This window comes from Mucilaginibacter sp. P1_A3 (assembly GCF_056406855.1).
In genome coordinates, this window is the sequence record NZ_JBFTZJ010000018.1 from 46804 (window position 1) to 59458 (window position 12655).

At 38.7% G+C, this 12655-nt stretch carries 15 protein-coding genes and 1 tRNA gene; 10 read left to right on the top strand and 6 right to left on the bottom strand.

Annotation, left to right across the window (positions count from 1 at the left end; genetic code table 11):
• Nucleotides 1–94 precede the first annotated feature (94 nt).
• The 3 genes from AC1D0K_RS29450 (at nt 95) to AC1D0K_RS29460 (ending at nt 1565) form a co-directional block, all read left to right on the top strand.
• On the top strand, nt 95–385 hold the full coding sequence (locus AC1D0K_RS29450; RefSeq protein WP_477395731.1) for a hypothetical protein: 291 nt from the start codon (nt 95–97) through the stop codon (nt 383–385).
• Nucleotides 386–502: 117 nt separating this feature from the next.
• Nucleotides 503–895 (top strand): DUF7674 family protein, encoded by a 393-nt coding sequence (locus AC1D0K_RS29455; RefSeq protein ID WP_477395729.1) that lies wholly within the window; start codon nt 503–505, stop codon nt 893–895.
• Nucleotides 896–1124: 229 nt separating this feature from the next.
• Nucleotides 1125–1565: a hypothetical protein gene (locus AC1D0K_RS29460; RefSeq protein ID WP_477395727.1), complete on the top strand. Its 441-nt coding sequence runs from the start codon at nt 1125–1127 to the stop codon at nt 1563–1565.
• A 65-nt stretch (nt 1566–1630) separates the two neighbouring features.
• On the opposite strand, the gene AC1D0K_RS29465 is transcribed toward AC1D0K_RS29460, so the two are convergent.
• The 3 genes from AC1D0K_RS29465 to AC1D0K_RS29475 form a co-directional block, all read right to left on the bottom strand.
• Nucleotides 1631–1987, bottom strand: a complete 357-nt coding sequence (locus AC1D0K_RS29465) for a hypothetical protein (protein WP_477395725.1) — start codon at nt 1985–1987, stop codon at nt 1631–1633.
• 1197 nt (nt 1988–3184) lie between these two features.
• Nucleotides 3185–3541 carry a hypothetical protein gene (locus AC1D0K_RS29470; RefSeq protein ID WP_477395723.1) on the bottom strand — a complete coding sequence of 119 codons (357 nt, stop codon included), beginning with the start codon at nt 3539–3541 and terminating at the stop codon, nt 3185–3187.
• A gap of 157 nt (nt 3542–3698) precedes the next feature.
• Complete coding sequence (locus tag AC1D0K_RS29475; protein WP_477395721.1) at nt 3699–4169, bottom strand: hypothetical protein; 471 nt, start codon at nt 4167–4169, stop codon at nt 3699–3701.
• A gap of 129 nt (nt 4170–4298) precedes the next feature.
• On the opposite strand from AC1D0K_RS29475, the gene AC1D0K_RS29480 reads away from it, so the two are divergent.
• Entirely contained in the window at nt 4299–5003 is a 705-nt protein-coding gene (locus tag AC1D0K_RS29480) for a tRNA1(Val) (adenine(37)-N6)-methyltransferase (RefSeq protein WP_477395719.1), read from the top strand.
• Between the two features lie 15 nt (nt 5004–5018).
• On the opposite strand, the gene AC1D0K_RS29485 is transcribed toward AC1D0K_RS29480, so the two are convergent.
• Nucleotides 5019–5693, bottom strand: coding sequence for a hypothetical protein (locus AC1D0K_RS29485; protein ID WP_477395717.1), 675 nt, complete (start codon nt 5691–5693; stop codon nt 5019–5021).
• Between the two features lie 199 nt (nt 5694–5892).
• On the opposite strand from AC1D0K_RS29485, the gene AC1D0K_RS29490 reads away from it, so the two are divergent.
• On the top strand, nt 5893–6387 hold the full coding sequence (locus AC1D0K_RS29490) for a metallophosphoesterase family protein (RefSeq protein ID WP_477395715.1): 495 nt from the start codon (nt 5893–5895) through the stop codon (nt 6385–6387).
• Nucleotides 6388–6425: 38 nt separating this feature from the next.
• On the opposite strand, the gene rnhA is transcribed toward AC1D0K_RS29490, so the two are convergent.
• Together rnhA and AC1D0K_RS29500 are read right to left on the bottom strand one after the other, a co-directional pair.
• The gene (gene rnhA, locus AC1D0K_RS29495; RefSeq protein ID WP_295719950.1) at nt 6426–6893 is read right to left on the bottom strand and encodes a ribonuclease HI; all 468 of its coding nucleotides are present in this window, start codon (nt 6891–6893) and stop codon (nt 6426–6428) included.
• Nucleotides 6894–6970: 77 nt separating this feature from the next.
• Entirely contained in the window at nt 6971–9073 is a 2103-nt protein-coding gene (locus AC1D0K_RS29500) for a heavy metal translocating P-type ATPase (RefSeq protein ID WP_477395712.1), read from the bottom strand.
• Nucleotides 9074–9189: 116 nt separating this feature from the next.
• On the opposite strand from AC1D0K_RS29500, the gene AC1D0K_RS29505 reads away from it, so the two are divergent.
• The 5 genes from AC1D0K_RS29505 (at nt 9190) to AC1D0K_RS29525 (ending at nt 12548) form a co-directional block, all read left to right on the top strand.
• Nucleotides 9190–9263, top strand: a tRNA-His gene (locus AC1D0K_RS29505).
• A gap of 206 nt (nt 9264–9469) precedes the next feature.
• Nucleotides 9470–9859: a hypothetical protein gene (locus AC1D0K_RS29510; RefSeq protein ID WP_477395710.1), complete on the top strand. Its 390-nt coding sequence runs from the start codon at nt 9470–9472 to the stop codon at nt 9857–9859.
• Between the two features lie 427 nt (nt 9860–10286).
• Nucleotides 10287–10769 (top strand): hypothetical protein, encoded by a 483-nt coding sequence (locus tag AC1D0K_RS29515; RefSeq protein ID WP_477395708.1) that lies wholly within the window; start codon nt 10287–10289, stop codon nt 10767–10769.
• A gap of 214 nt (nt 10770–10983) precedes the next feature.
• Nucleotides 10984–11919 (top strand): ring-cleaving dioxygenase, encoded by a 936-nt coding sequence (locus AC1D0K_RS29520; protein WP_477442134.1) that lies wholly within the window; start codon nt 10984–10986, stop codon nt 11917–11919.
• A gap of 2 nt (nt 11920–11921) precedes the next feature.
• Nucleotides 11922–12548 carry an alpha/beta hydrolase gene (locus AC1D0K_RS29525; protein WP_477442136.1) on the top strand — a complete coding sequence of 209 codons (627 nt, stop codon included), beginning with the start codon at nt 11922–11924 and terminating at the stop codon, nt 12546–12548.
• Nucleotides 12549–12655 lie beyond the last annotated feature (107 nt).

Consider the following 12655-nt stretch of genomic DNA (forward strand, 5'->3'; position numbering starts at 1 on the left):
CATAGTCGTTCGAAGTCGGAGACATTCGAACAGCGGAAAGACTTCGGAGAGCAGGCGAGTTTTACGTAATCGAAGTCGCTGTAAATTGAAAATAATGAAAAGAATATTAAGTTTTGTCGCCATTACCATTTTGAATGTTTTACTGTTTATCGCGCTGCAAATAATCTCTCAGTTTGCTCATTTTTTTCTCTTCGGTGAAGGGGCTTTAAGCGATAAATTTATTGTTTGGGTATCAATGTTTTTTGCACTGATCCAATTGATGATACTCGTCCTTTTATTTCGCAAACAAATCATTATTAAGACCGATTCATTACTTATAGTGAATATATCCCTTATTGTTGGATTGTATATCTATTACGTCTCTGGTGCGACTATGCAGCCTTGACCAAAAGCGGAGCGTACGCCCCCCATCTGGCGCGAGTATGCAGCCTTGGCCAAAAGCGTGGAGTATTCGTGACTTATCGAGTTTATGTTAAATTAAATAAAGCAAAAGAGGCGGCAAATGAGTAACACACATGATGATAATTCTTTTTTAACAAAACTTATAGAAGAATTTCCAGAACTAAAAAACGAAGTGTTAGATGAAGATTATGCAGGATTAATATCCTTACAAATTGGATGTTTTAGACGGTTTACACAACAGGCTATTGATCTCAATAACTTAGACCAGGTTAAAAAATGCTTTTTGTTTCTTGAAGCAAACTATGATATCGTAAATCTTGAAGTTAGAAACTCACTTTGTATTTCTTATATAGGTAAATTAAAAATGCCAATAGGAGGCGTGGTTGAGAAAATATTACCCAAAAGATTCAAACAAATAATTTCTGAGCTAAATACATATCAAGCATCAGTACCGAAGAATGAAAAACTTAATAAATTTTTAAAGGATTTATAATTTCTCCCCCGTCTGGTGCGAGTATGCAGGCAAGGCCGAAAGCGTGGAGTACTCGTGACTTTTAGCTTATTTATTTCAAATCCTATAATTTTCCAACGATTGCTACTTGGTTTCCATCGAACGAATGGGGCTTTATGTCGAACGCGTTTTTATTTGATCAAGTCCTCGCCTTTCTTTGAATCGTTTTTTAACCAGGCGACTAACAACCGCTCATTAATTAAGGATTATAATGAAAAGAATTTTATTTTTTGTAGTTTTTGCCTTTGTGTCTTCGTTCGCCAATGCATCGGCGCCAATTGATTCAGCAAAAAAGGATACAGCAAAAATCAACAGACAGGTAGTGAAATTGAACGAAAAACTAGCCGACTTACAAACAGATCTTTCCAAGATACAGAATCGTATTCCCGATGAACAGGCAGCGGTAGAACAAACGGCATCAAGTTCCAATAAGGCGCAGGAAGAAAGTCGTAAAAAAGCGGCATCAGCAGTGGGAGGCGATGTTGGAGATACCCGTAAAGCTGCAAAAGCAGCGCGAAAAGCTGCCAACGAAACCAGCGATGCGGAGGATGCGACCCATAAATTGAAAAAGGATCAGGAGAAAGTAAAAAGCATTAATCGTGAAATTGAAAAAATCAGGGGAAAGATCAATAAGCTCCAACAGGATAACTAAAGATATCTTCAATAGCAGAAGCACCGTTGTCCCCATTTGGCTGCATACTCGCGCCAAATTGGTCATTACTTTCCAAAATAGGTATCGTCATCAGAGGAAAAGATCAGTTTTATTTTCCCATCGTCTTCCTCCACTCTGGACATCCAAACGCCCGAGCCGATCTGTCCCCTGTCATTAAAAAAGCTAAAATCATCAAATGAAATGTATCCTGTGCGGTATTTCCATTTTCCTTTGCATTCATATACCCTGCCTTTTGAGTTAACATATTTATGAGTATAAGAATGGTCGTTGTATACAAAAATCATATCCGCCCGATCTGTGCTGTAGCTATACGTGCCAATCAATGCATTTTCTTTCACATTAAAACAACCAACTAAAATAAGGACAATCAGTACCAGGATTATATAAATAGGGTTTTTCATTGGTTAATTGTTTAGTACTCCACGCTCTTGACCAGGGCTGCATACTCGCGCCAGGCAGTGACCGAAAGCTGGAGTGCCAATAAAGGAATTTGTTGAATATGAATCACAAATTTTGATTAATATTAGTTAATTTGAAGAAGAAGTGTCGTATTAATTACAAGGAGAAAAACTGTCCTTATAATCTGTGAAGCATAATAATCATCAAAATTTCGTCTTATTTTTGCGCCAAAAATTAATAATATAATTGAGAGGACTGGTAATTCAAGCCAATAAAACAAAGTGTATTCCTTTTCAGCAAAACAGCCCAATAAGAACATTATAATACACGTAGAATATAGGCAGCCCAAAGCAATAGAGATTATATAGTTATTATTAGACGGAGACTTCCCTAAAAAATAGAACCCAAGAGGAAAGTAGCATATAGATAATACTCCGCTAAATATAAATAGATCCAACGTCGACTTGTAATTAAACGCGATTTTTAAGAATAGAGAAATAAGAATAAGTGCGATAAACAGCTTTTCAAACTTTCTTATAGTTTTTATTGAATTGATAATATTTTTCACTGTATTATTTAAAAGTTGCTTTGTATGAAAGTACCTCGCGCCAAATGAAGGAAGATTGCACTATAGAAGATTTAGTTCCCTAGCCATAATTAAAAATAAAATATATAAAAACATCAGTCCGATTGTGGTTGGCTTTCTGTATTTGGGGTTCACAATGTTACATACGGTTAGTATGAGTACAAAGCATGCTAATTGAAGTCTGCTTCCAAATACGTTTAGAGTGTGATTTGTATTTTCAATAATTGGTCTCGATAAAAAATATATCGCAGCAAGTTCAATTATAAAAAAAAATGGAAAAGAAATTTTCTTGATCATATAATTTCTTTATTGCTTATAGCTAATTGTTTTGATCAATGAAAAGTTGGTCAACCATTATATTTTTCTCTTTGGCATATTCAAAATCTTCCAAGGATATTGTCTTACCGTTTTATTCCTACCGCCGCTACTCAAGGGGACACCCTTGTGGTCCGCATGCTAAGTATGCGCCATCTCTTTTATAAAGTCGTAAGTATTCCACGTTTTTGGCCAGGGCTGCATTGCGCCAAATTGGCGAAATATCCATGGCCAATAATATTTTATTCTAAAATATTATTCATCATATCTCCGCCCTCACTCCTCAAAAAGTAAAATTTCACAAGCAAACTGGATATGATAAATAATGATGCAAATAAATATGATCAACATAGATTCCACAAAAAAGTGATATTGTGAAAAAAAACATTTCAAATGATATATCCATATTATAACGCAAACTTAATATATTGGCACTTTCGTTCACGGTAAAATCAAATTTTCCATCAGTCAATTTATAATATCTCAAATTCGATTTAAATTTCCATTGGAACTCTTTTTCGTCATCAAATGAGATATTTTGCTGTGTGTTTTGCACAATTCTATAATCTGAATCGTTTAAAAATGCAAGAATTCTTTCATGGGTATCTTTTCGCTGAGAAATTATTTGTTTTTTGATTTGGAATTTAATTTTCATATCGATTATCATTAGTTAGGAACAACTAATTGCAATAACAGTTAATCATTTTATTTATAGAAGTCCAGGCGTACAAATGCCTCCCTGCTTGTTTCTTCATATAATGCCGTGTTCATCAAGGAGTGTAATTGAACTTATTTAACATATTAATTATGAGCTATGCTGTTTTAGCCAAATCTTCATAATCCAATAATAATTTATTTAACAAACCGACTTCGTCATTACTGATAAGCCCTTCTTGTTGATAAGGAACAAATACATCAATAATGAAGTCGTATTCTATTTGAGTCTTAATTTTTTTTCGTTTTATTATTTTCTTGAGTTTATTTTCCCGCTTGAAATCAAGTCCTGCATTCTTGATTTGCTGCCAAAAATAATTTACCGCCTCGCCGGAACCATCTTGAAAGTATGTTAATACATCATTTATTATAATACTTAAACTTTGTTTGTTTTTAAATTTAGGATTTGGATTCTGGAGGTCGTTTTTCCAAGACGAATATGTATTTAGCACATGCTGCTTGGTGCTGTTATCCCAGTTTTTAGGTGAATAAAGTCTGAAAGATGTCAACGCAATATCTATGGCAGCTATTAGTTGCCTTGTTTGTTCTTCATAACTTAGTTTATTCATGCGTATATTTTGAAGCTTTATTCGCCCTCTGACGCGAGTATGCAGCTGTGGTTGAAAGCGGGGCGTAATCGTGACTTTAATGCCATTAAAGATAAATGATTTCGGCTATTTAATTATAATTTCGCCTTAATGTTCCACTTTAAACAATTCAGCGTTGACCAAAGCGGCTGCGCCATGAAGATCAATACCGATGGGGTTTTGCTTGGTGCTTTAACGGGGGCTGATAATCCGGTGTCTATTTTAGATATTGGTACAGGCACAGGCGTAATAGCGCTTATGCTTGCACAGCGTTTTGGCAATGCCCAAATTGATGCTGTTGAGATTGATGAAAGCGCTGCCAAAACAGCCCAAAAGAATTTTGGAAATTCGCCATTTGCCAGCAGGATTAGGCTTTATCCATTGGGCTTTGAAGCCTTTTTTACGACCCGCACGGATAGGGAATATGATTTGATTATCTCCAACCCGCCATTTTATATCAACTCCCTGCGATCGCCGGGGCCAAAAATAAATTTGGCTAAGCACGCCGGGGATGGTTTTTTTGAAGGATTGATTGAAGCGGTATCAAACAACCTAAGTAGTGATGGGGTATGCTGGCTGATATTGCCGCCGGATACCGCGGAGATGGTTAAGGATTTGGCGTTACAGCGCGGGCTTTATCTGCATAAAATAATAAATGTTCATTCGTTTAATGATGACGCGGCACATCGGGAGATCCTGGCCTTTGGGTTTGAGCATAAGCAAGCCACAACACAGGAGTTTGTGATTTATGATGAGCCGAAGATTTACAGCAAAGCATACCAGGAGGTGTTGAAGGAATTCCTGACGATTTTTTAGATTAATACCTGTCTCTTACAAAAGATTTTCCAGCGATACGGTGGCTTCGGCATTGGTTAAAGTTAACGCAGGGGCCGAAGCATCAATGGAATATAGCTTGCAATTAAAAGTAAGTTTAATTTTTAGCGTTGCGCCAGAGCCCAATGTGGCCGGTATAGGGGTTACCGATATAATATTTGCAGTGCTGCCTGTTTGTGCGCCTGTAGCACTTGTATAAAAGTTTCCCTGGCTGTCTGTATAGCTAATGTTGATGAACTTAGCATCGATAGCATTATGATCTGTTCCGAAGGCTAATACACCTGTTTTGATAAAGGCGTTAAAAATAGCTTTTTTATCATCGGTTGGTAAAACATGGTAGGTTCCAAACTCAACACCTATTTGCGGGTTAAGTGTTTGCGCCTGGGATATCAGGGCAGAAAGACTACCGGTGATCTCACCCGCGTTATTTGAAGTTGCCGCAGCCGAGCCAATAACCCAGCCTTTAACGCCATCAGTTGTTTGCCAGGTCAAAGCCTGACCATTTAAAGTGCCTTTAAAATAATATTCGCCGGTAATTGTAGTTGGATCAGTTCCCGGGTTTGTGCCGGTTGCTGTCGCGCCGGGTGGCAAAACATCTCCCTCCAGCTTACAACTGCTAACCACCGCTATTAAAAACAGAAAAGCAAAAATTTTAAGGTACAAATCTCTCATACAAACCTGTTTTTATTTTTAAGCACTTATACGTGTACCTAATATATAATAGTTTCGCGGTATTTTAAATATTTAAAACTATTTGTTACAATAATTGTATACTCCGCGGTAACAAAAGGACGCATACCGGGGAGTTGACATGTGAATTTTCTATGCTCTTGTTTGTTGCCTGCGGCATCTTCTATCTATATTTGCGTCCATGACCCATATTGGCCTTATATCTGATACCCATAGTTTCCTGGATGATGCCGTTTTTAAACACTTTGAAAACTGTGATGAAATTTGGCATGCCGGTGATTTTGGCACCCTTGAGCTGGCAGATAAACTGGCTGCCTTTAAACCGCTGAAAGGTGTTTACGGCAATATAGATGGTAAAGATATCAGAACGGTTTATCCCGAAAACCTGCGTTTTAACTGCGAGGGGATAGATGTTTGGATAACGCACATTGGCGGTTACCCCGGCAGGTATAGCCAGGCTATTAAGCATGAGATATACAGTAATCCGCCAAAGTTATTTATCTGTGGACATTCACATATCCTCAAGGTGATGAATGATAAAAAGTTAGGCTGCCTGCACCTTAACCCCGGCGCTGCCGGCAAGCAAGGCTGGCACAAAGTACGTACCCTGATACGCTTTACTATTGATGGCGATAAAATTCAGGACCTGCAGGTTATTGAACTGGCCGGAAGGTAAGTTGCGGGTTTGTTAATAACAATTTAACTGTCAAATAATTATAATAAACCAGCCTTTGCGTTTTCTACCTCAAAAACCGAATCGATAAGCAGTGGAGTTTGTTTGCCGGCAGCAACAGCCAGCTGGTCGCAACGTTCATTTTCGGGGTGCCCGTTATGACCGCGTACCCAGGTGAATTTAACCTGGTGTGGTTTGCTCGCCTCTAAATAGCGCATCCATAGGTCTTTGTTTTTTTTACCTGCAAAGCCCTTGGCAACCCAGCCATTCACCCATCTTTTTTCGATAGAATCGATAACGTATTTAGAATCAGAAAAGATCATTACCTGGTTAGGACTTTTTATAGATTCCAGGCCCTTTATAACAGCCAGCAGTTCCATCCGGTTATTGGTAGTTTTGCGAAATCCCTCGGATAGCTCCTTATAATGCTTACCCGAACGCAATATCACCCCATACCCCCCCGGACCCGGATTACCACTTGATGCACCGTCTGTATAAATCTCAATCATAGGGCAAATATAGTAAAGCCCCTTAACCCGCTAAAGGGAGAATACGAATTTAAATGCCTGATCAAAGAACACCCCCTTCAGGGGGCTGGGGGGCTCACTTTTTTGATCTTCAACCTCAATGAGTTACCTATAACCACAACATCCGAGAATGCCATGGCAAAAGCGCCAACCATAGGGTTTAAGAAGCCAAAGGCCGCAACAGGGATAGCTATAATGTTATAAGCAAAGGCCCAGAAAAGGTTTTGCTTAATGGTGAGCAATGTATGTTTACTGATCTGTAAAAACTTAATAACAGAAAGCAGATCGGTATTAAGCAATACCACATTGGCAGATTGAATGGCCACCTGGCTGGCATCGTTCATTGATACACCTACATCGGCTTTGGTAAGGGCAGGGGCATCGTTGATACCATCGCCTATCATAATGGTTTTGCCTTTTTGTTTGTAGATATCAATAACCTGGAGCTTTTCGTCGGGCAGTTTTTCGGCGTGTACCTCGGTGATTCCAATCTGGCTGGCTACCTTCAGGCAGCGGGTTATCTTGTCGCCGCTTAAAAGGATAGGAATGATGCCCATCTTTTTAAGTTTGATAATCATAGACGCAGTTTCGGGCCTAAGCTCATCGTCAATTGCTATCTGCGCCAGCAACTTTTGATTTTTATACAGTGAAAGGTTAAAATGGTCCTGGGCGTTTTGTTTGGCTGTACCTAAAAAGTAGTGGTTACCCTCTACATCTTCGGCGCGCATACCCAGGCCTTTTTCCTCTTTAGCAGTCTTGAGGATCACCTTTTGCTGAGGTAGCTTTTTCAGCCCCTCCACTAAGGATTTTGCAATGGGATGGTTTGATCTTTCTTCGATTGCAGTAACAATACCCCTGATGAGCTCTATATTGATGCCCGGTTCAACTTTGATCTCATCAATGCTAAACTTACCGGTAGTAAGCGTTCCGGTTTTATCAAATACCACATATTTGGTGTGGGCTACCGCTTCAATGATATCGCCACCTTTAATGAGTATTCCATTTTTGGCAGCACGACCTAAACCAACCATCACGGCGGTTGGGGTGGCCAAACCCATGGCGCAGGGGCAGGATATTACCAATACTGCAATAGCATTCATAAGCGATTTTTGCATGCCCGCACCACCGGCAAAATAGGTAATGATGAAAGTAACAAGAGCTATCAATAACACTGCGGGAACAAATATTGAAGCTACCTTATCACCCAGCTTTTGCACCGGAGGTTTAGCAGCCTGGGCTTTTTTCATCAGATCAATGATCTGTGATAAGATGGTATTTGAACCAACCTTAGTGGCCAGCATATGGAAATTGCCATTAAGCAGGATGGTGCCGCCTATTACTTTGTCGTATTTTTCTTTTTCAACAGGCATGCTTTCGCCGGTAAGCATGGCTTCATCAACAGATGCGCTGCCAGAAAGTATTTCGCCATCAACGGGAATCTTATCACCTTGATTTACGATGAGGGTATCGCCCGGGCGTACCTCTTTGGCATTTATTACTTCAATACCGCCGTTTATAACCCGGTTGGCATTTACTTGCTGAAATTTAATAAGGTCTTTTACGGCCGAGGTAGTTTGAGTTACCGAACGTTTTTCAAATACATTACCAAGCAATACAAGTGTTATGATTGTAGCGCAGGTTTCATAAAACTGATATTGTGAGCCCAGGTTTTGTATGGTGCCTGCCAGGCTGTATACAAAGGCCGCAGTTGAGCCAATGAATATCAGCACATCCATATTGGGCATACCGCCTTTAACCGAGCTCCAGGCACTTTTGCCAAAATGCAGGCAGCCTACTATAAAAACAGGTAAGCATAAAAACAACTGCACTAAAGGCTGGTGTAAAAAATGCCAGGGCAGCAACATATGCATCAAAAGTGGCGCTGTAAAGATGGCGCAGAATATAAATTTGTTCTCAACAGGCTCATAAAATGCCGGAGAATGCTGCCCGATGTCATCAATTACTTTAAATCCTAAATTTTCTATGCCTTTTATTACTTCAGGCAGTTTGGAGTCGTCGCTGGTGGAGAATTTTACTTCTTCGCTGGCAAAATCAACAAGTATATTTCGTAACCCTTTTTTTTCGAGGAGTTTATGAATAGACATGGCGCAATTATTACAATGCATCCCCGTCACATTCAGTTCAATTAATTGCTCAGCCATAGATACAAATCTAAGCATTAACTAAAATCGTTCTGAAAAAATGAGGTAAACTGAATGTAATTTTAAAAAGAGTTTGCAAATAGCGTAGAGATTTCTATTTTTGCACTCTCCAAACGGTAGATGTAGCTCAGTTGGTTAGAGCATCGGTTTGTGGTACCGAGGGTCGTGGGTTCGAGCCCCATCATTTACCCGAAAGCCTCTCATGAAAATGGGAGGTTTTTTTTATGACTATAAAAATTCATATAGTTACTAAAGTATGTTACAGGGTTATATTTTGTAACTTTATATGTTAGCTAAAAAAAGTGTTTGGTTAATTATATCAAAACGACTATAGAATTATGCAATTTTGGTTGCATTAAAACCATTCAGTCGGATAACAAAAGTAAAACCTAAATCATGAAGCAATTAGTTATCTATCTTTTAAAGATTTGGGTTACAACAGCAGTTTCGTCACCTTTATTGCTTTTAATATTTGGTTATCTCATAGAGAAGGATTCTACTGCCTTTAGTTCAACAAGTTTTGAAGTGATGCTTTTCGCGATCATTGTTGGCGCATTATGTTCAGCACCAAGTTTTTTTCTACTATACACTATTTCTTTATTATTGATGTTCCGTGCGATTAAAACTTATATAATAAAAATCACATTAACTATAACAAGCTTTATTTTAGTGTATACTTCATTTATTATTGTATTACCAAATGCTTCTGGAAGGATTCAATTAACAATTATGTATAGCGTGGTTATGTTTGTAACTATATGGCTGTTTAAATTTAATTACGATTAAATATTCGGTTCAATCTTGCACCATGACCGTCCTCATATTCGAGCTATTTTTTTAAGTCCGCTATAAACTGTTCGAAATATAAACCATAACCGACCCGAAAGCCTCTCATGAAAATTGGAGGCTTTTTTGTTGATACTAACTTGCTTCGGGTCAAGCACTACATCCTTTTTGAGATTTCCGTCCCTTTTTTGCCATCAAGTCCGTGTTTTCTGGATTAACTCCCAGGCGAGTGAAGTAACTATTTCAATCGTGTTCTTAAAAAAAGAAGATGTACATGCCCGCTCGATTCTCGTCATAAGTCGCCAAAAAATCACGCCAACAGGCAATGTGAGCATAGTATACAGTTTTTATAAAATTTTGATTGTTAGATATTTAAGTTATAGCTTTAATGTAACAAACCAGTTACTTAAATTTAAATCTCTAAATCATGAAAAAGCTATTTGTTCTTTTTTTATTGGCGATGCCATTTGCGGCAATGAGCCAGGCCCACAGCGGTTATACCGCCGCTTATTCATCAAGTTTCAAAATCGCTGATCCAAGTTATTCAGAAAAAGTCTTGATGCTTTGGAAAGATTTTGAAAACAATGCTTTGGATAAACATCTTGAATGGTTCGCCGACACGGTAAACATGATGTGGGCAAGCGGGAATAACATAAAAGGGAAAGCCGAAAACCTTGCCAATGCAAAGCAATTCAGAAGTTCAATAACAAATTATAAAGTTACTGTAGATGCATGGGTGAGCTTAAAAAGTACAGACAAGAATGGGGTTTCAGTTTGTATTTGGGGAAATGAAGAATTTACTGATAAAGATGGGAAGCAAGTTAAATCGCGTATTCACGAAGTTTGGGGATTTAACAAGGATGGTAAAATTGATTTAATGCTGCAATACGCCGGCGGCGGGACTATGTAATATTAAAAAATAGAATTTCGTAATATTTTAAAGGAGACTGCCTTAGGGTGGTCTTTTTTTATGGTGGTTTGCTAACATGGAGAATGTTAATATTAAAAAATCAGGCCGAAATTTTTTAATCCCGGCTTTTAAATTTCTTGTTGTAGGTCAAGTTTTCTGGACAGATTAGGAGGTAATTTTGATGTAAATAAAACAAACACTAAAAAATATTATCATGGAAAATACAATTAACGGCATCCATCACATTACAGCGATAGCAGGCAATGCTAAACGTAACTATGATTTTTACACCAAAGTACTTGGCCTTAAGCTTGTGAAAAAAACAGTGAATTTTGATGACCCTGAAACCTACCATTTATATTATGGAGATAAGGAAGGTACACCAGGCACAATACTTACTTTTTTCCCCTGGGAAAATATTTCTCCGGGCCGCAGAGGCGCACGCCAGGTTACAGAAATTGGTTACTCTGTACCAGAAGGCAGCTTTGATTTCTGGCTTAAACGCTTTGAGGCAAAAAATGTAATTTACAACAAGGTAGCTGAAAAATTTGGCGAACCATATCTTACATTTTTAGATCCGGACGGGTTAAAGCTTGAATTGATAGCCTCTAAAAATACAGATGCCCGCTTACCATGGGAAACTGATGAGGTTAAGGCTGATAATGCCACAAAAGGTTTTCATAGTATCACCATTACCACCAATAAAATGCAACCGACAGCTGATATTTTAACAGGTGTATTTGGTTACCGTTTATTAGAACAGCATGTAAATCGTTATCGCTTTATTACCGATACCGTTGAAAATGCGGCAATAGTTGATTTGGTTGAGGTTGCCGGTGAAGTTGCGGGGCATGTAGCCGGGGGATCTGTACACCACGTTGCCTTCCGGGTTAAAAACGAAGAAGTATTAATGCAATACCGGGAAAAAATTGCAGCCCTTGGTTTGCATATTACCGATAAGATTGACAGGAACTATTTTTATTCATTGTACTTCCGCGAACCAGGTGGTGTGTTATTTGAACTGGCTACCGATAATCCGGGTTTTGCAGTTGATGAGCCGGTTGATGAATTGGGGACTCATTTAAAATTGCCTGCACAGCACGAACAGTTTCGCAGTACACTTGAAAGAACATTGCCAAAATTATATTGATCATGTACACACATCAAAAAAAATATATAACAGCAGGTACCCAGGCAAAAGATGCCGGGGCTGCATTAATCATGATCCATGGCCGGGGTGGTACTGCTCAAAACATCATTAGTTTGGCCGGCGATTTAAATGTTAAAAACATGGCCATATATGCGCCACAGGCTATCAACAACAGCTGGTATCCATATAGCTTTATGGCTCCTGAGGAGCAAAATCAGCCGGCGTTGAGTTCGGCACTTGAGGTGATAGGAGATTTGGTGCAGCAAATAATAGCAGATGGTATCCCTGAAGAAAAAATTTATTTCCTGGGTTTTTCTCAGGGTGCCTGTCTTACGCTTGAATATATAAGCCGAAATGCTAAACAATATGGGGGTGCGGTAGCATTTACAGGTGGCCTGATAGGCGAGGAGGTTATCCTGGACAAATATAAAGGAGATTTTAAAGGCACACCTATACTCGTAGCCACAGGTGATCCCGATCCGCATGTGCCATTAATTAGGGTAGAAGAAAGTGTAAAAGTTATGAAAGAGCTTAATGCCACGGTTACACTAAAAGTATATAAGGGTCGCCCTCATACTATAACCCAGCAGGAGATTGATCTTGCAAATCAATTGATATTCGATATTTAATGAGCTATATGCTTTAAATCAGTACTATACTTGTGTTTTCCTTTATGGGGCAAAGTCTTTAAATAGATTTATGCCCCATTTTTTTGTCTTAAAATCATGGTCTATTT